The sequence below is a fragment of the Bradyrhizobium sp. 149 genome (assembly GCF_023073915.1).
In the GTDB taxonomy this organism is placed as follows: Bacteria; Pseudomonadota; Alphaproteobacteria; order Rhizobiales; family Xanthobacteraceae; genus Bradyrhizobium.
Genome location: NZ_JADPKK010000023.1, coordinates 293,240 through 310,443, shown reverse-complemented (window position 1 = coordinate 310,443; position 17,204 = coordinate 293,240). Strand labels below are relative to the sequence as shown.

At 63.3% G+C, this 17,204-nt stretch carries 16 protein-coding genes and 1 pseudogene; 7 read left to right on the top strand and 10 right to left on the bottom strand.

The window, feature by feature from the left end; all coding sequences use genetic code 11:
- Window position 1: 1 nt before the first annotated feature.
- The gene (locus IVA88_RS29230) at window positions 2-1,114 is read right to left on the bottom strand and encodes an ABC transporter permease (RefSeq protein ID WP_247500661.1); all 1,113 of its coding nucleotides are present in this window, start codon (window positions 1,112-1,114) and stop codon (window positions 2-4) included.
- Window positions 1,111-2,223 (bottom strand): BMP family ABC transporter substrate-binding protein, encoded by a 1,113-nt coding sequence (locus IVA88_RS29225; protein WP_247500660.1) that lies wholly within the window; start codon window positions 2,221-2,223, stop codon window positions 1,111-1,113. Before IVA88_RS29225 ends, IVA88_RS29230 begins: the two co-directional genes overlap by 4 nt.
- 406 nt (window positions 2,224-2,629) lie before the next feature.
- Here IVA88_RS29225 and IVA88_RS29220 point away from each other — a divergent pair, with 406 nt between their 5' ends.
- Window positions 2,630-3,889 carry an allantoate amidohydrolase gene (locus IVA88_RS29220; protein WP_247500659.1) on the top strand — a complete coding sequence of 420 codons (1,260 nt, stop codon included), beginning with the start codon at window positions 2,630-2,632 and terminating at the stop codon, window positions 3,887-3,889.
- 125 nt (window positions 3,890-4,014) lie between these two features.
- Window positions 4,015-4,857: pseudogene (locus IVA88_RS29215) on the top strand (hypothetical protein); the annotation flags it as partial.
- 6 nt (window positions 4,858-4,863) lie between these two features.
- Here the strand turns inward: IVA88_RS29215 and IVA88_RS29210 are convergent.
- On the bottom strand, window positions 4,864-6,183 hold the full coding sequence (locus IVA88_RS29210; protein ID WP_247500658.1) for a dicarboxylate/amino acid:cation symporter: 1,320 nt from the start codon (window positions 6,181-6,183) through the stop codon (window positions 4,864-4,866).
- A gap of 86 nt (window positions 6,184-6,269) precedes the next feature.
- Window positions 6,270-7,283, bottom strand: coding sequence for a formamidase (locus IVA88_RS29205; protein WP_247500657.1), 1,014 nt, complete (start codon window positions 7,281-7,283; stop codon window positions 6,270-6,272).
- A gap of 222 nt (window positions 7,284-7,505) precedes the next feature.
- Between IVA88_RS29205 and IVA88_RS29200 the strand changes: the two genes are divergently transcribed.
- From IVA88_RS29200 to IVA88_RS29190, 3 genes are read left to right on the top strand one after another with little or no spacing between them, the layout of a single operon-like run.
- Window positions 7,506-8,171, top strand: coding sequence for a TetR family transcriptional regulator (locus IVA88_RS29200; RefSeq protein ID WP_247500656.1), 666 nt, complete (start codon window positions 7,506-7,508; stop codon window positions 8,169-8,171).
- A gap of 9 nt (window positions 8,172-8,180) precedes the next feature.
- Window positions 8,181-10,046, top strand: a complete 1,866-nt coding sequence (locus IVA88_RS29195; RefSeq protein ID WP_247500655.1) for an adenine deaminase C-terminal domain-containing protein — start codon at window positions 8,181-8,183, stop codon at window positions 10,044-10,046.
- Between the two features lie 23 nt (window positions 10,047-10,069).
- Window positions 10,070-11,476, top strand: coding sequence for an NCS2 family permease (locus IVA88_RS29190; protein ID WP_247500654.1), 1,407 nt, complete (start codon window positions 10,070-10,072; stop codon window positions 11,474-11,476).
- Window positions 11,477-11,499: 23 nt separating this feature from the next.
- Here the strand turns inward: IVA88_RS29190 and IVA88_RS29185 are convergent, their stop codons facing one another.
- Window positions 11,500-11,721 carry a hypothetical protein gene (locus IVA88_RS29185; RefSeq protein WP_247500653.1) on the bottom strand — a complete coding sequence of 74 codons (222 nt, stop codon included), beginning with the start codon at window positions 11,719-11,721 and terminating at the stop codon, window positions 11,500-11,502.
- 353 nt (window positions 11,722-12,074) lie between these two features.
- Here IVA88_RS29185 and IVA88_RS29180 point away from each other — a divergent pair, with 353 nt between their 5' ends.
- Window positions 12,075-12,257 carry a hypothetical protein gene (locus IVA88_RS29180; RefSeq protein WP_247500652.1) on the top strand — a complete coding sequence of 61 codons (183 nt, stop codon included), beginning with the start codon at window positions 12,075-12,077 and terminating at the stop codon, window positions 12,255-12,257.
- A gap of 20 nt (window positions 12,258-12,277) precedes the next feature.
- Here IVA88_RS29180 and IVA88_RS29175 read toward each other — a convergent pair whose 3' ends face one another.
- The 3 genes from IVA88_RS29175 to IVA88_RS29165 form a co-directional block, all read right to left on the bottom strand.
- Window positions 12,278-13,654, bottom strand: coding sequence for a VWA domain-containing protein (locus IVA88_RS29175; protein ID WP_247500651.1), 1,377 nt, complete (start codon window positions 13,652-13,654; stop codon window positions 12,278-12,280).
- A 5-nt stretch (window positions 13,655-13,659) separates the two neighbouring features.
- Window positions 13,660-14,607 carry a MoxR family ATPase gene (locus IVA88_RS29170; RefSeq protein ID WP_247500650.1) on the bottom strand — a complete coding sequence of 316 codons (948 nt, stop codon included), beginning with the start codon at window positions 14,605-14,607 and terminating at the stop codon, window positions 13,660-13,662.
- Window positions 14,608-14,755: 148 nt separating this feature from the next.
- On the bottom strand, window positions 14,756-14,956 hold the full coding sequence (locus tag IVA88_RS29165; RefSeq protein WP_247500649.1) for a hypothetical protein: 201 nt from the start codon (window positions 14,954-14,956) through the stop codon (window positions 14,756-14,758).
- Between the two features lie 224 nt (window positions 14,957-15,180).
- On the opposite strand from IVA88_RS29165, the gene IVA88_RS29160 reads away from it, so the two are divergent.
- A complete protein-coding gene (locus IVA88_RS29160) occupies window positions 15,181-16,155 on the top strand; it encodes a quinone oxidoreductase (protein WP_247500648.1) in 975 nt (324 codons plus the stop codon).
- Window positions 16,156-16,194: 39 nt separating this feature from the next.
- On the opposite strand, the gene IVA88_RS29155 is transcribed toward IVA88_RS29160, so the two are convergent.
- Together IVA88_RS29155 and IVA88_RS29150 are read right to left on the bottom strand one after the other, a co-directional pair.
- Window positions 16,195-16,470, bottom strand: a complete 276-nt coding sequence (locus IVA88_RS29155; RefSeq protein WP_247500647.1) for a hypothetical protein — start codon at window positions 16,468-16,470, stop codon at window positions 16,195-16,197.
- 96 nt (window positions 16,471-16,566) lie between these two features.
- Window positions 16,567-17,175, bottom strand: a complete 609-nt coding sequence (locus IVA88_RS29150; RefSeq protein WP_247297883.1) for a S24 family peptidase — start codon at window positions 17,173-17,175, stop codon at window positions 16,567-16,569.
- Between the last annotated feature and the right edge of the window lie 29 nt (window positions 17,176-17,204).

The window sequence follows — 17,204 nt, the reverse complement described above, 5'->3', positions numbered from 1 at the left end:
CTCAGGACCTTCCCTTCAAAAACCCGATGCGGCCGTAGAGCACATCGCTCGCCAGCACGAAGACGAAGATGATGCCTTGCAGCACCAGTACCGATGCATCCGGCAATCCGAGGCGGCGCTGCAACAGCCCGCCGCTGGCACTGATGCCACCGAGCAGGATCGCAACGGGGATAATGGCGAGCGGATTTTGCCGCGCCAGGAAGGCGACGAGAATGCCGGTGAAGCCGTAGCCCGCGGCGAGGTTGGCATTGGTGCGCCCCTGCACCGCGGCGACCTCGACCATGCCGGCGAGCCCCGCGGCGCCGCCGGCGAGAAAGCAGATGGTCAGGATCAGCTTGCTGACATTGAGGCCGACGATCTTCGCGGCGCGGATGTTGCCGCCGGCAACGCGCGCGGCGAAGCCGAACACGGTGTGATAGATCAGGATGTAGGCGGCGATCGCGGCGATCAGGCCGAACACGAGGCCCCAATGCACGTCGGTGCCGGGAATCGATCCGATCATGTTGGCCGCGCCGATCTCGCGCGTGGATGGCTTGTTGAGGCTGGCGGGGTCGCGCATCACGCCTTCGACGAGATGGTTGAGAACCGCGAGTGCGATGTAGACGAGCAGCAGGCTCGAGATCGTCTCGTTGACACCGCGATATTGCCGCAGCGCGCCCGAAAGCATGACCCATAGGCCGCCGCCGATCACGCCGGCGATGACCATGGCAATCTGCACGATGAATGGCGGCAAGCCCTGAAGCACCAGTGCTGCGCTGGTTGCCGATAGCGCGCCGATCAGGAGTGCGCCTTCGCCGCCGATGATGACCATGCCGAGCTGCGCGGGCAGCGCCGTGCAGAGTGCTGTGAGGACCAGCGGCGCCGCGCGCGTCAGCGTGTTCTGCCACGAGAACCAGGTGCCGAACGCGCCGTAGTACATGTAGAAATAGAGGTCGAGCGGGTTCTTGCCGAACATTGCGACGAAGATGCCGAAGACCCCAAGCGCGCCGGCCAGCGCCGCGCCCGGGATCAGGACATATTCGATCGTTCCGCCGTGACGTTGGAGGAATCCGGAATCGGCGGCCGGGGCAATTGTCCCGACCGCTTCAACAGGATCCGCAGCTTCCGTCGTCACGAAGTCGCCCCGACCACGCCCTCCACGAGGTAGTCCATCTTCTCGAGCTCGGGATCCTTTTGGCCGCGATCGGTGCCGGCCGCGATCACCGTCTTGCCCTTGTTGTCGACCAGGCCTCCCTTGAAAATGGCATAGCCGTCAGCGGACAAGAACTTGGCCTTGACGTCATCGGCGCGCTTGCGCGCCTCGGCGGAAACCGCTTCGCCATAGGGCGAGGTCTTCACGATCTCTTCCTTGAGGCCGCCGCGATAGAAGTTCGGGATGCTCTCGCCGGCGGCGATCATCTTGACGAACTTGGGGTAGAGCGCTTCCCAGTTCCACTCGGCTCCCGTGAGATACGCCTTCGGCGCGAGCGGCGACTGGTTGACGTGATAACCGCACACCATGGCGCCCCGGCGCGCGGCGTTCTCGACCATGGTCTTCGGACCGTCGACGTGGCAGGTCAGCACGTCGACGCCCTGGTCGATCAGGCTGTTGGTGGCCTCGGCTTCCTTGACCGGCATCGACCAGTCACCGGTGAAGATGACCTGCGTGGTGGCCTTGGGATTGGCAAGCCTGGCACCGAGCGCGAATGCGTTGATGTTGCGCAGCACCTGCGGGATCGGTTTCGCCGCGACGAAGCCGAGCTTGCCGCTCTTGGAGGTGTAGCCGGCGACGATGCCGGAGATGTATTGCGCCTCGTCGATATAGCCGAAATAGCTGCCGGCGTTTTTCGGATCCTTGTCGCTCCAGAGGCCTCCGCAGTGCTCGAAATGGAGCTTCGGGAACTTGTTGGCCATCTTGACCATGTGCGGATTGTAGTAACCGAACGAGGTCGGGAAGAGCAGGGTGGCACCGTCGAGATTAATCATGGACTCGATGGTCTTCTCGACTGCGTCGGTCTCCGGCACTTTCTCTTCTTCCACGACTTTGAGGCCGGGAATCTTCTTCAGCGCGGCCGCGCCCTGCGCATGCGCCTGGTTGTAGCCGTAGTCGTCGCGTGAGCCGACATAGATGAAGCCGATGGTTGTCTCGGCGGCAAAGGACGGGCGGGCGCCGGCCGCCGCGCCGAGGGTGAGGGCCGCACCGCCCTGCAACAAATGACGTCGTGAGATCCTGCCAAATTCCATTGCTTGCTCCCCTTGGCGGATGCACCGCCTCATCTCGCGCTTCGCCGGTCTGGCGGAGCCCGGATAGATTGTCGCAAGCTTCGTGCCAGAGGTCGCCGCGACAGAAATTCCGCCTAACGTATTGAAAGGGAAGAAATATTCATCACGCCCCGAACTTGATCAGGAAATCGGCAGATGAAATTCTAGGCAGTATTTTGTGATTGTATGCAATGGAGTTGAGCAATCTTAACCGGCTTGGGCGTGTGCATGACGAGGACTAGGCGGTCTGTTGGCGGCCCGCATTCATGCTAACCACGCGCTGATTGGGACGGCGTCGGCAGCGCGATTTTCGCTGGCACCGAACTTGTATCGATTGCCCGCTAGGACCGCCGCTGCCGCGGTCCCAAGAGATGGAAAGCTCGCAGAGATGGCTGCTCGTAGCGCCGTTCAGAATGTACCGCTCGGCGAAGAGATCGTGCGATGGATCAACGAACTCGGGGCGATCTCGGAAGAAGGCGACAAGCTCACCCGCATCTATCTGACCGGCGAGCTGCGTAAGGCCGCGGACCTCATCCTGAGCTGGATGCGTGATGCCGGCATGAGTGCGCATCTCGACGCGATCGGCAATGTCTGCGGGCGCTACGAAGGCGAGCGGCCGGGCGCGCCTTGCCTGATGCTTGGCTCGCACTACGACACCGTGCGCGATGCCGGCAAATGGGACGGGCCGCTGGGCGTGATCACGGCGATCGCCTGCGTCGCCGATCTCAACCGCCGCGGCAAGCGCCTGCCGTTCGCGATCGAAATCGTCGGCTTTGCGGATGAGGAGGGCGTGCGCTTCGCCTCGACCTTGCTCGGCAGCCGCGCGGTGGCCGGTACCTTTGACGAGAGGGTCCTGAACACACGCGACCGCGATGGCGTGTCCATGCGCGATGCGCTCGTGCAATTCGGGCTCGACGCCGATCATATCGGCGCGGCCGCGCGGGCCCGGCGCGAACTGCTCGCCTATATCGAGCTGCACATCGAGCAAGGGCCGGTGCTGGAAGCGCAAAACCTGCCCGTCGGCGTGGTCACCGCGATTGCGGGTGCGACACGGCTTGCCGCGCGGCTGACCGGCATGGCGGGGCACGCGGGCACCGTGCCGATGGAGCTTCGGCGCGATGCGTTGGTGGGCGCGGCCGAATGCATCGGCGCGATTGAGCAGTTTTGCCGCACCGATGAGGGTGGGCTGGTCGGCACCGTCGGCTACATCCAGGCGAGGCCCGGCGCGACCAACGTCATTCCGGGCGAGGTGTCCTTCACCATCGACATGCGCGCGCCGACGGACATGCACCGCAAGCGCGCGGTCGCCGATGTCGTCAGGCAGATCGAAGCCATCGCAAAGCGCCGCCAACTGACGCTTCAGCTCGACGTTACCCACGAGAACCGCACCGCGCCTTGCGCGCCCTGGCTCAAGGAGCAGATCGCGCAGGCGATCGGAGCGGAGGGCTTTTCCGTGTTCGAGCTGCCAAGCGGGGCGGGGCATGACGGTATGGCCATGATCGACATTGCCGATGTCGGCATGATCTTCGTCCGTTGCCGCGGCGGCATCAGCCATCACCCGGACGAGCATGTCGAACTCGCCGATGCCGACGCCGGCGCGCGGGTATTGTTGCGGCTGATCGAGAATTTTCGGCCGCGCGAAGGGTAAGTCGGTCTCGCAAGTCATGGGATAGAGACACGAATCAGGCAGGTCAAGACGGTGGCGGCCTCGCTCCGGACCACGAGACACCATCAGACGGCGCCTATGAACAGCGACATCTCTTTTCCATCCCATGCGCGCATGCCGGCCGCCTGCTGCTGGCCGAATATTGCGGTGACCTGAAGCGCGCCATCCTCCAGCTCGCAAGCGAGCTCGAACCTTTCAATGATGACGGCGTATTTGCTGTGCGACGCCAGCGTCCGTCGCTCCGCGGCAACAGACACGCGCGCCGAGCGCAGGCGTTTCGTCACCAATGCCTGCGTCTACAGGACGTTCGCCTGGGGCGTGCAGCTCGGTATCGTCGACGAGAACGAGCTGAAGCGGCTGCTCGGACGCGACCTGGCGCAGTACAAGAGGGACCTGCTCCGCCTGTTCGGCAAGGCCGGCTATATCAGCATTCCCTGGATGGCCCCACGGGGTCGCCGGTGTCCTCGGTCGCGCTGGATTTCGTCAGCGTGCATCGCGGCTTCTGGAATCTGAACCAGGAAAGCGAGCGCGCTCTGTTCGCGGCCACGGCGGATCTGATCATTGCGGAGCCACGCTTTCGCATTCCCGGCACGTTCCACTTCCTGGTGTCCACGGATAATCCGCGGAACAAGATAATCCACAAGATCGCGGCTCCCGCCTACCAGGGACGTTCCTCCTGGCCGACCTTCAACGTCGAGTTCGCAGATCGCACGCTGGACTATGATGACTTCTCGGGGAGCGATACCTATCGCGCCTGTGCGCAAGGAATATTGACGGACATCCGCACTGCAACCGAAGTCCACGGCGGCTATCAGGAATTGATCTCGGAGCAGGACCTGAAATACCGCACCTGGGCCTACAAGGGCGCCGTGGCCCACTCCTGGTTTCCGCGTTTCCTGTCCGTCAGGAGGAGGGCGTATGGAACGCCGCTCCTCCAGTGGAATGACTGATCGGCGCTACCCCGCCGTCACGTCCACAAGCTCGCCGCCATCGAGCACCTTGGCCGCCTTGGCGCGGTCGAGGTCGCCTTCCCATGCGGCGACCACCACGGTCGCAACGCAATTGCCCGTGAGGTTGCCGAGCGCGCGGGCCATGCCGATGAACCAGTCGACCGACAGCACCAGCACGAGGCCGATCGCCGGAATGCTCGGCACCGCGTTGAGTGTCGCCGCCAGGATCACGATCGCCGAGCCCGGCACGCCATGCGCGCCCTTCGAGGTGATCAGGGACACGCCGAGCACCAGCAGCAGATCGCCGAAGGACAGCGGCGTGTTGGTCGCCTGCGCGATGAAGACGACCGCAAGCGTCAGGTAGATCGAGAAGGCGTCGAGGTTGAAGGAATAGCCGGTCGGGATGACGAGGCCGACCACGGAATCCTTCACGCCCATCCGCTCCAGCTTTTTCATGATCTGGGGCAGCACGGCGTCGGAGGAGGCGGTCGCGAGCACGATGGTCAGCTCCTCGCGCAGGTAGGCGAGAAATTTGAGGATGTTGATGCCGGCGAGCGCCATGACGCCGCCGAGCACGCCCAGCACGAAGATACCGACCGAGACGTAGAATAGCGCCACCAGTGAGACGAGCTGCTTGAGCGAGCCGACGCCGTATTTGCCGACGGTGTAGGCGACCGCGCCGAGCACGCCAAGTGGAGCAACGCGCACGATAAGCCCCATGACACGGAACAGCACGGTGGAGGCGGCATCGATGATGGAGGTCACGAGCTTGCCCTTCTCGCCGCCGACCAGCGCCAGGCCGACGCCGAACAGCACGGCGAAGAAGAGGACCTGGAGCACGTCGTTGCGCGAGAGCGCATCGAACGAGGTGCTCGGGATCACGTTGAGCAGGAAGGAGCCGATACCGCCGCCCTGCAGCTTGTGCGCGTTGTCGGCGTAGGTGTTGAGCGCCTTGGCATCGAGTGTCGAGGGATCGATGTTCATGCCATGGCCGGGCCCGAACGTGTAGGCCAGGATGAGACCTACCACGAGCGCGACTGTGGTCATCACCTCGAAATAGACCAGCGCCTTGACGCCGACCCGGCCGACCTTCTTGAGGTCGCCCGCGCTGGCAATGCCGTGCACGACGACGCAGAATACGATGGGGGCCACGATCATCGAGATCAGCTTCAGGAAGGCGTCGCTGAGGATCTTGAGGGAGATGGCAAAATCCGGCACGGCCACGCCGAGGAGGATGCCGAGGATCAGCGCGGCCAGGACCTGGACGAACAGCGATGTATAGAGCGGTTTTGGCTCGGCGGCCGGGGCCGCGGCAATGGTTGACATGGGTGACTCCCCCGTTTTGACGACGTCTCGATCGTCGAAAGGAGCAACTAGCGTGCCAGATTGTCGCGGTTTTCGCTGAAAATCGCCTATTCGGCCGCGTTCGCTGTCCTGCCGAACATCCGGGTCGGCGCCGGGAAGCCGCAGGAGGTGCCGTCGGTGACCTTGACCTGGTCTTCCCATGGGAGCCGGTAGGTGCCCGCGACCATGTCCTGCATGAAGGTGTAGGGGCAGTCCATCGCGCCGCCCTTCACCGCGACATAGCCGCGGTGCCAGAGCTGGTAGATGTTGTTCTCGACCCCCCAATTGATGCGGGCCTCGCGCACGAGGTCGGGCCGTACCTCGGCAGTGATGATCTCGTCGGCACGGCCTGTGGTGCCATGCGCAAGCACGCTGCCGTCGAAATTCACGATCATGCCTTCGCCCATGGAATCGAACGAGCCGTCGGAGCCGCACATGCAGACGTTCGCCGTGACCATTAGGTTGTGGAACGAGTTGGCCTGGTTGGTGAAGCGCCATGCGTCGCGAATCGGTGCAGTGTAGCCGGCGGTGCGGATCATGATCTCCGCGCCCTTGTAGGCACATTCGCGCGCCATCTCCGGAAACATGCCGTCATGGCAGATAATCAGCGCGATTTTTGCGCCGTTCGGGCCTTCGATCACGGGGATGCCGAGGTCGCCCGGCTCCCACGGCTCGACCGGAATCCAGGGATGGAGCTTGCGGTAATAAAGCTTGATCTCGCCGTGGTCGTCGATGATCAGGCCGGAATTGTAGGGGTTGCCGTGCGGGTTGAACTCCATGATGGAGAAGCAGCCCCAGATCTTGTTGTCGATGCAGGCCTTCTTGAAAGCCGCGACCTCAGGCCCGTCGGGCCGGCACATGATCTCGGGATTGGTGTCCATCGAGAGGCCGTGCAGGGAATATTCGGGGAAGACCACCAGATCCATGGTTGAGAGATTGCGGCGCGCCTTGCCGACCATCCAGACGATGCGTTCGGTCTGCCTGGTCAGGCCCGCCCGAGTCACGACGTTAGGCAGTTGCAACTGCACGAGCCCGATAACCACGCCCTTGGGAGATTTATTCAGCCCGCCAAGCCCGTTCATGATCAGCTCCCTTGCCGTCCGCGCGGCGCCGTTGCGCGCAGTTCTCAGCAGAGCAAATCCGATTTTGGCGGCGCGCAAAAGTCCAATTTTCAGGCGACGGGCGAAAGTCGGTCGCGCGCGGACTGTGGGCGTCCAGAGAGGCGGATGACGCCCATTCTTGCGGCGCCCCGTGCCTCAACTCTCGGCTTGCGCCTCCAATCCGCTCGATGTCAGACTTATGACATGAGTACAGCGAAGAGACATATCGCCAGCCTTCGCGACGAATATGCCGAGATGACGCGGCAGCGCATCGTCGCGGCTTTTGTCGAGACGTTGGAGGATGATGCGGCTGACGACATCTCCATGGCCGCCGTGGCGAAGCGCGCGAAGGTGGCTGAGCGAACCATCTATCGGCACTTCAAGACTCGCGCGGAGCTGTTTGCGGCGGCCGGTGAATGGATCGAAGACAATGTCTTCGGCTATATTCCCTTCACGTCACCCGACGAGCTACCCGATATCTTCCGCAAGCTGTGCAAGCGGTTCGATCGCCATCCGCATCTGGCGCGCGCCATTGCGATGACGCGAGCGGGCCGCCGGGTGCGCGCCGGCTTCCGACGGCACCTGATCGACCAGCATCACAAGGCGATGGCGCCGCTGGTGCGGCATCTCCCCGCGAAGGAGGTCCGCCAGGCGGAGGCCCTCGCATCTTATCTCAACAATGTGCTGGCCTGGAATGCGATGCGTGAGGATTTTGGCATGTCCAGCGCCGAGATTGCCGACGCGATCGAGTGGGCGCTTACGACCCTTTTGAAGGATCTCCGGCGGCGCGATGCTGCCGCGGGACGCAGCAACGCCGGCAAATCGCCGCGAAAGCGAACCACGGCCCGCGAGACTACCGGCGCAGTGTGAGGCAAGGCCATGAACGCGATACCCGACGATCTCCTGATCAACGCGCCCGACGAAGTTCGCATCCGTCAGGACCTAGTGCTGACGGCGCTCGGCCGCCGCCCGGCCGACCGGAGCTTGCGGGTCGGCCGGGTGCTTGACGTGCACAGTCGCACCTGGAGTGAAGATCAGGAGATCGTGTTCAAGGGCCGTCGGATCGCGTGGGTCGGGCCGACCGGGAGTTATCTGGGCGAGGTCCGCGAACGCGTGCATCGCCCGGACCTTGCAGCCGTTCCCGGCTTCGGCGAAGTGCACAAGCATATCGAAAGCTCGCATCTGACGCCGGAATGGGAGGCCGCGTTGGTGCTTCCGCATGGCAATACCTGGACGTGCGAGGCGAGCCACGAATTCTCCAATGTCAACGGCGCACGCAATCTTGAATTTTGGTTCGAGGCGCGCCGTCGCGGATCGCCGCTGAAAATCTTTCCGCAACCCGGATCGGCGGTGCCACCCACGGCCTATGAGTGGGGCGGCGGTTGGTACGGTCACGACGAGCAGGCGCGCTTCATGAGCGAGAGCCTCATGGTCACCGGTCTCGACGAAGTCATGGACTGGCCGGCGGTCTGGAATCCTGACAATCCGTCCTACAAGCGGCTCTGGGGCATGATCGAGGCCACGTTCGCGGCTCGCGGCGTCGTCGAAGGCCATGCCTCCGGCCTGCGGGACTTGCCATCCATCAACGCCTTTGCCGCGGCCGGGCTCGCCTCCGACCATGAAGTGCAGACGCCGGAGGAGACTTGGGACAAGCTGACGCGTGGCCTCTTCATCGAGTTGCGTGTCTACGCCATGCCCGAGATCGTCGCTTGGCTGCTCGCCAAGGGCTTGCAGGATTGGTCGCAGATCGCTTTCACCACCGACGACCGCAGCGCCAGCCATACGCTCGAGCTCGGCGCCAGCGATCACAACGCGCGGGTCGCGATCGAAGCCGGCCTCGCGCCGGAAGTCGCGATTCAATGTCTGACCATCAATCCAGCGCGGCACATGCGCATCACGCCGTTCGTCGGCAGCCTCGCTCCGGGACGTTTTGGCGATGTCGTGCTGCTCTCGGACGTCGCCAAGCTGACCATCGCCGAGGTTTGGGCCGACGGCGCGCAGGTGTCCGAAGGCGAACGTTACCTGGGGACGGTCCCCGAAATCTCCTGGCCCGATTGGGCGATCAGGACGGTGAATATCAAGCGCAAGATCCAGCCGAAGGACTTCGAGCTGCTGGCCGAACCCGGCCGCACCACGATGAAAGCCGCCGTGATCCGCCCGTTCCATTGGCATCCGGAGTTCTACACCCTCGAATTGCCGGTCCGTGACGGCGCCGTGCAGCGCGATGAGAGCCAGGCCATCACCAAGTTTGCCATCGTCGATCGCTTCTCCGGCGACGGCCGGGTTGCAAAAATGTTCTGGCGGGGCTGCGGGCCGCGCACGCCGGACACTGCGGTCGCCTGCTCGGTCGCGCACGACAAGCACAACATCTGGGTGGTCGGCTCGTCCGACGCCGCGATGGCCAAGGCCGTCAACGCACTGGTCGAGCGTCAGGGCGGATGGGCGCTGGTGCGCGAAGGCGAGCTCGTCGCCACCGTGCAGTTCGAGGTTGGCGGATTGATGAGCTGTCGTTCGGCGCAGGCGCTCGATGCCGAAATGCAGGCGCTCTATGCGGAGGGCCGCAAGGTGGACTGGATGTATGAACCGACCTTCCGGCCGCGCTGGTATCCCGGATTTCCGGAACGGCTGATGTTCGCGACGCTGACCTGCGCGCCCTGGAGCTGGGTGCTGGTTGCGCCCTGCGAGCAGGCGCCGCTCGGTTTCATCAACGTTCAGACCGGCGACGCGCATCCGGTGGTCTGGTGAGCGCGGGAATGGGGAAGACGGCGATGAACGAGATGACGCTGCCGGAAACGGTTTCCCCAGACACGGCACCAAGATCCGTCGGGCCGTCGGGCCCGCAAGGGCCGATCGACCGCCTCTTCGGTCTCTCCGAGCGCGGCACCACCATTGGACGCGAGGTGATGGCCGGTGCGACCACGTTCGCAGCGATGGCCTATATCATCGCAGTGAACCCGGCGATCATGTCCAATGCCGGAATGGATCGCGCCGATCTGGTCAGCGCGACGGCGCTCGCGGCGATCTTCGGTTCGGTGATGATGGGGCTTTGGGCCAATCTGCCGCTCGCCGTTGCGCCCGCGATGGGCTCCAACGTCATCTTCACCTATGTGATCGTCAAGCAGATGGGCATGCCCTGGCAAGGCGCGCTCGCCATGGTCGCCTTTACGGGCGTGCTGTTCCTGATCCTCAGCCTGTCGAAGCTGCGCGAGCGTGTCGCACGGGACGTTCCCGAAGCGTTGAAGATCGGCATCCAGGCTGCGGTCGGCACCCTGATCGTGTTCATTGCGTTGCGCGGTGCGGGCTTTGTGGTGCAGAACCCATCGACCTATATCGCCATGGGATCGCTGCGCAGTCCGCCGGTGCTGTTGACCCTCGCAGGTCTGCTGCTCACGCCGGTGCTGGTAGCGCGACGTATTCCCGGCGGACTCATCCTCTCGATTGCCGTGCTGACCCTGATCGGCTTCTTCGTTCCCGGTGCAAACGGCAAGATGGTGACCGCGGTGCCGTCGGCGATCGTTTCATGGCCGCGCTGGCCCACCAGCACCTTCATGGCACTCGACGTCGGTTACCTCGTCAGTCACTTCGTCGTGGCGCTGCCGCTGCTGTTCTACTTCCTGTGCGCCGAATTCTTCTCGACTCTGGGAACCCTGATCGGCGTGACCGGTGCCGCCAATCTGCGCCGCCCCGACGGCTCGATCCCGAACGCCACCGCCGCCTTCGCCACCGATGCGACCGCGTCCATCCTCGGCCCGCTGCTCGGCACGTCGGTGGTGACCGCCTATATCGAGTCGATCACTGGCGTGCAGGCCGGAGGACGCACCGGCCTGACATCGCTGACGGTAGCTGCGTTCTTCTGCCTTGCCTTGTTCTTCTGGCCCGTCTTCGTCATCATTCCACCGCAAGCAACCGCACCCGCGCTGGTGCTCGTCGGCGTGCTGATGATGCAGGGCCTCGCCCGCATTGACATGACCGATCTCGTCAACGCCGTGCCCATCGTGCTTACGCTGCTGGTCACCGTGCTGACCAACAATCTCATCAACGGAATGGCGCTGGGGACGCTGAGCTATATCGCGCTGGAGGTTGCGGTAGGCCGGCGAGCGCGGATTCCTGCGATGGTCTGGGGTCTCGGCTTGGTGTTCATCGCCTATGCGGTCGTGATCTCACAGATCTTTTGAGATGTCCGGATGTCGCGGAAGACCTAGGCTGCCAGATCCAGCAGGTGGCATGATCCTCGCACCAGCACCTTGCGTCCTGTCAACGTCATCTCGGGAACGCTGTCCCTGATCGCGACAAGGCCGAGCTTGACGAGGTCTTCGACGACGTAGGCCTTCGTGAGGCGACCATACGATGCGGGATTGCGGAGCGCTTTCAGAACCTCCCATTGGTCCGGCGAAAGATCGAAGTCGATGTCGCTGCTCATGTTGCCTCAAGCGCCATAGTATCGTTCGTGCGCCTCTGTTAGCGGCGCTGCATGAAGACCGTGCGACGACAATGAGTCGGGAATTCGGTGAAGTGTTTAGAACTTCTCTTCACAAATTGCCGCATGTCGTTGCGCCGCAGAATTAAGGCCGCAAGACGACGAATATCGTCCCAGACCTCGATCACATATTGATGATGTGCACTTGATGTCGGTCCGCGAGTTACCGCGCTGCACGGCAAGCGTTGCTGTCCCATTCTGCGGCGCGATATGCACAGAAATCATGAGACGAGGGGTTCGAGAGTCTGTTACGCTGATTAGCGGGGAATGGCTTCACATGGCAGGAGTGTGAGTGCATGAACAGGCTGGTCGAAATTCGCAGTCAGGAATCCCTGTGCCGAGAACGCGCCGCGCTCGATTTCGAGCGCCGGGTTTTCTGGCTTGCGCAAGCCCAGGAATGGGAACAGCGCGCGCTCGACGAGATCGCCTATCATTTCCGGGAGTGCAATGTGGCTCACAGAGAGCTGGCGCGAAACTGACGTCGGCTGCGGCGTAAGGCCTACTGATAAGTCGCCACGATATCGGACACCGCGCGCTCGAGCTGCTGCGCGGTGGCGCACTGGCGCACAACGCTGCAGAAAGTCGCATAGCGCGGCATCTCGGAATCGCCAAAGCCCCAGGCGAGACGTCCTTCGGGATTGAGCCACACCAGCCGTTTCGAGCGCTCCGAGATGCGGCGCAGGATGTCGGCGCGCGGATCGAGATTGTTGCTGCGGGCATCGCCGAGCACGATCACCGTGGTCTGCGGTGTCAACGTGCTCATAAACTCCTTCTCGAAATCGACCAGCGACGAGCCGTAGTCGGAGGAGCCGAAGCCGACCTTGGACATGATCTCGGCCATCGCCTCTTCCGGCGATTTCGATTCCAGGATGTCGCTGACTTCGATCAGATGTGAGGAGAAGGCGAAGGAATGGACGTCGTCGACCACCTCGTGCAGCGAGTGGATCAGGAGCAGGAAGAAATCCGAGACCTGCGCGACCGAGCCCGAGACGTCGCAAATCGCAACGATCTTCGGCCGGTCGCGATGCTTGCGCTTCCATGCCGTGAGGAAGGGGATGCCACCCCAGGCGGCGTTGCGGCGCAGCGTGCGGCGAACGTCGAGATGACCGCGGCGCTGGCGCTTGCGTGGTTTCGAATAGCGCTCGCGCAGGCGCCGCGCAATCTGGCGGATGAGAGCGCGCATCTCCGCAACGTGGCGCCGCTCAATGCGGGCAAGTGGCGCGTTGCGCAGGATCTCGTTGCGGAGGTTTTCTGCCTCCTCGCGGGCGTAGAGCGCAAGTCCCTGCGCAACGGTGTCGCGCACGGCTTCGCGCAAGGCGTCGAGCGCGGCGCGAAGCCGCTCGGCCAGTGCCGGGTTGGTCGCGCTCAGCTCGTCGAGGTCGTCGCGCAGCCGCTGGAGCCCCATGGCGTCGAGGATGCGGCTGGAGAAGATGCCGCGCTGGGTGGAGTAGCGGATGTCGGACAGGGAGGCGGCCCCGGAAGCGCTGGCGATCGCGGCGGCGACCGCGCTGCGATCCTGCGACAGCAGCATCTGCGCGAGCGCGCCCAATTCTGCGGGAGGCGAACCGGCGCTCGCATCGCTGGCCGCACCGGACGACGGAGATTGGTCCGCGTTCTGTGAAGCGTCCTCGCCCTCGGCCTCGGGCTGATCCTGCCGCGGCTCCGGCTGGCTGAAGAACAGATCAAAACAGTCACCGAGCGCGAGCTTCTCGTCCTGCGACTTGGCGAGCGTCAGAAGGAGCGCATCGCGCAGGATAGTCCGGTCGGAAACGCCGACCTGTGCGACCGCACGCATCGCATCGATGCTTTCGGCAGGCGAGACATGGACGCCGGCGCCCCGCGCCGCCCGGAAGAAACGATGAATATTCTCGCGCATCGGCGTCAACCGAAGACGTTGGATCGTGCTGCCTTGGCAATGAAGGTCGTAATCTGAGGCTGAGCCGCCTCGATGTCGGCCTCGTATTTCAGGAGCACGTTGAGCGTGTCCTTGACTATGTCGGTATCGAGCTCGGAAGCCTGCAAGAGCACCAGCACGCGCGCCCAGTCGATGGTTTCGCTGACCGAGGGCAGTTTCTTGAGGTCGAGCGAGCGGATTTCGTGGATGAAGCCAACCATCTGCCGCCGTAGCGTCTGCGAGATGTTGGGGACGCGGCTCTCGACGATGCGCTCCTCAAGCCGCTGCTCGGGGAAGCCGATGTGCAGATGCAGGCAGCGCCGCTTCAGGGCGTCGCCAAGATCGCGCTCGCTGTTGGAGGTGAGGATCACCGTCGGCGGCTTGATCGCAGAGACGGTGCCGAGCTCGGGAATCGTGACCTGGAAGTCGGAGAGGATCTCAAGCAGTAGCGATTCGAATTCCGCATCCGACTTGTCGATCTCGTCGATCAGGAGCACGCAGCCGCCTGGCTGCTCCAGCGCCTGCAGCAGCGGCCGCGGCTCGACAAATTCCTTGGAGAAGAACACGTCGCCGAAGTCGTGGAGCTGATTAAGTGCCGCGTGCAGTGTCTGCGCGCCGCCGAGGACTTCGCCGAGCTTGTCCTTGAGGATCTGCGTATAGAGAAGCTGCTTGGCGTATTTCCACTCATAGAGCGCCTTGGCCTCGTCGAGGCCTTCATAGCATTGCAGGCGGATCATCTTCATGCCGCGCCAGGCGGCGATCGCCTTGGCGAGTTCGGTCTTGCCGACGCCCGCGGGACCCTCGACCAGAATCGGCTTCTCGATCTGTTGCGACAAATAGACGGCGGTCGCGATCTGCCGGCTCGCGATATAGCCTTGCGCAGCAAGGCCGCTCTCTACTGCCTCGATCGCTGTCGAGGGCTTCTGTTCGGCCACGAAAAGGCGCTCCCAAAGGTCTTGATTGAGGCTTGTTCTGCCTGCGTTCGCGGCAAAGAACAAGCCTCGTTTGGGAGAGGCCAGACCCGCGCGAATGGTCGCTTTTTTCCGCTCAACGCAAATAATTGAGTGGGCACCGGCCGCGCGATCAGTGCCGCAGCAACTCCGGCTTGCGGATAGTCTGTCTGACCTCGGCGCCGCAATCGGCGCATTCAAAGACGAAGTCGATCTTGGCAAGACTCCAATGCGGTTCGACCTCGCGCACATACATCGGAAGGAACCCCATGCAAGCGGGGCAAATCACAGGCGCGATCTCGATACCCTGATGATGCTGTACATAAGCTGGCATCTCGGCTCTCCTTCGCAGACGACCACCAAACCCGCGCGAAGGCTACTGCCGGTCGGCGCAAGGCCGACATCAACTCTTTCGAACAGAGACGGAACGGCGAAGGTTTGTCGTTCGCTGTGACATTCTTGTTACGTCTCTGGACTGTGACGGGTGGACCAAATACCTATTTCAAAAGGCCGATCCGGTATTCGGATTCTTACCTCAACGATAAGGGAGCAACGCCCATGACGCATGCCATTCGCTTTCACAAGACTGGTGGTCCGGAAGTGCTGATCTGGGAGGAGGTCAGTGTCGGCAAGCCCGGACCGGGCGAGGCGCGCATCCGCCACACTGCGGTCGGTCTCAACTTCGTCGACATCTACAACCGTTCGGGCCTTTACCCGGCGCAACTGCCGAGCGGGCTTGGTAGCGAAGCTGCTGGCGTCGTCGAGGAGGTCGGGCCCGGTGTCACCGATCTGAAGCCGGGCGATCGCGTCGCCTATGGCGCCTCGCCGCTCGGGGCCTATTCCGAGGCGCGGCTGATCCCGGCCGACCGACTGCTGAAGCTGCCCGACGGTGTCGACGACAAGACCGCGGCGGCGATGATGCTGAAGGGGCTCACCACGCAATATCTGATCCGGCAGACCTACCGCGTGAAGGCTGGCGACACCATCCTGCTGCATGCGGCCGCCGGCGGCGTTGGCCTGATCCTGAGCCAGTGGGCCAAGCATCTCGGCGCCACCGTGATCGGCACCGTCAGCAGCGACGAGAAGGCCAAGCTCGCCAAGGCGCATGGTTGCGACCATGTCATCATCTATAGCCGCGAGGATTTCGTGAAACGCGTGGACGAGATCACCGGCGGCAAGAAGGTGCCGGTGGTCTATGACTCCGTCGGCAAGGATACCTTCCTGAAGTCGCTCGACTGCCTCGCGCCGCTCGGCGTCGCCGCGCTGTTCGGTGCGTCGTCCGGCGCTGTCGAGCCGCTCAATCTCGGTTTGCTGGCGCAGAAGGGCTCGCTCTACGTCACCCGGCCGACGCTGTTCACCTACGCCGCCAAGCGTGAAAGCCTGGTCGCGATGGCAGGCGAGCTGTTCGACGTCGTCAAGTCTGGCGCGGTCAAGATCGAGGTGCACCAGACCTATCCACTGAAGGACGCCGCCAAGGCGCATGCCGATCTCGCCGCGCGCAAGACCACGGGGTCGACCGTCCTCACCGTGTGATCTCCGACCGGGCCGTGGCGCAGGCCGCTTGGGCCTGCGTCACGTCCGCTCGTGCTTGCGCAGATCGCGGGTGTGATCGAGGCGGATAGCCTGGAGGTCGACATCTTCGGGCGGGACCCGGGGCAGGGCAGCCTCAGCGAGGATCGCCTCGGTCACGTCTTCGACCGAATTCTCCACGATTTCCTGGATGAACAAGATGTTCTGATATTCACCTGACGCGACGCGGGAAATGACCTCGCGCCTGGTGATTTCAGGGTCGACGACCGCCTCGCGGCCCCGGCGCCCATAGTCGATCATCACGACGAAATACTGCATGAAACGACCCTGCCGTGCCCTATGGCCGGGCACGGCAAAGTATTTCCGAAAAACGGAATAAAGTCAAGGCTCATTCGAAAAAACGGAAATCAACGCCTACTTGCCCCTCTTGCGAGGGCGTGCCGACTTGGCGCGCAACCGCTCCAGCTGGCCCTTGGGCATGGACAGGCAGATCTCGCCGACCCACTCCAGTTTCACGCCGACGATCTGCTTGGCATTGAAGCTGCTGAGATTGACGACGGAGGGGGATTTGCCCCGCTCGATGGTCTTCAGATAGCGCTCGCCGGTCTTGAGTCGGACCACGGCCTCTTCGCCGTAGAAGCTCGACAGTGGATGGCGCTGGTCCTTGTAGACCACGATCACATCGCCGCTCTCGTATTTGGGCAGCATCGAATCGCCCACGATCTCGAACGCGATGGTCTCCTCCATGATCGGAAAGGGCAGCGCGATGTCGCCAAGGCCTTCCGGGGGAACTTGCTCATAATCCGGCTCGATCACGGCACCGGCGCCGACGCGACCCATGATCGGCGCGAGATTGAGCTCGAGATATTCCATGATCGGAATGATTTCCGAGGCCTTCACCAGGCGTTCGCCGCCCAGGATCTCCGAGACCGCGCCGGGCCGTACGCCCATGGCGGCCGCCAGGCCGCCCTTGCTCTTGCCCGTCTTTTCCAGGCCCCGCTCGATCATTGCAGCGTCCAACATGGTGATTCCCTCGATTGTCCATCGTTCCG

Bases quoted from the DNA above. Each gene is read 5' to 3' on its own strand.
- IVA88_RS29225 (WP_247500660.1), bottom strand. From the start codon at position 2,223: ATGGAATTTGGCAGGATCTCACGACGTCATTTGTTGCAGGGCGGTGCG.
- IVA88_RS29220 (WP_247500659.1), top strand. From the start codon at position 2,630: ATGGCTGCTCGTAGCGCCGTTCAGAATGTACCGCTCGGCGAAGAGATC.
- IVA88_RS29210 (WP_247500658.1), bottom strand. From the start codon at position 6,183: ATGTCAACCATTGCCGCGGCCCCGGCCGCCGAGCCAAAACCGCTCTAT.
- IVA88_RS29205 (WP_247500657.1), bottom strand. From the start codon at position 7,283: ATGAACGGGCTTGGCGGGCTGAATAAATCTCCCAAGGGCGTGGTTATC.
- IVA88_RS29200 (WP_247500656.1), top strand. From the start codon at position 7,506: ATGAGTACAGCGAAGAGACATATCGCCAGCCTTCGCGACGAATATGCC.
- IVA88_RS29195 (WP_247500655.1), top strand. From the start codon at position 8,181: ATGAACGCGATACCCGACGATCTCCTGATCAACGCGCCCGACGAAGTT.
- IVA88_RS29190 (WP_247500654.1), top strand. From the start codon at position 10,070: ATGAACGAGATGACGCTGCCGGAAACGGTTTCCCCAGACACGGCACCA.
- IVA88_RS29185 (WP_247500653.1), bottom strand. From the start codon at position 11,721: ATGAGCAGCGACATCGACTTCGATCTTTCGCCGGACCAATGGGAGGTT.
- IVA88_RS29180 (WP_247500652.1), top strand. From the start codon at position 12,075: ATGAACAGGCTGGTCGAAATTCGCAGTCAGGAATCCCTGTGCCGAGAA.
- IVA88_RS29175 (WP_247500651.1), bottom strand. From the start codon at position 13,654: ATGCGCGAGAATATTCATCGTTTCTTCCGGGCGGCGCGGGGCGCCGGC.
- IVA88_RS29165 (WP_247500649.1), bottom strand. From the start codon at position 14,956: ATGCCAGCTTATGTACAGCATCATCAGGGTATCGAGATCGCGCCTGTG.
- IVA88_RS29160 (WP_247500648.1), top strand. From the start codon at position 15,181: ATGACGCATGCCATTCGCTTTCACAAGACTGGTGGTCCGGAAGTGCTG.
- IVA88_RS29155 (WP_247500647.1), bottom strand. From the start codon at position 16,470: ATGCAGTATTTCGTCGTGATGATCGACTATGGGCGCCGGGGCCGCGAG.
- IVA88_RS29150 (WP_247297883.1), bottom strand. From the start codon at position 17,175: ATGTTGGACGCTGCAATGATCGAGCGGGGCCTGGAAAAGACGGGCAAG.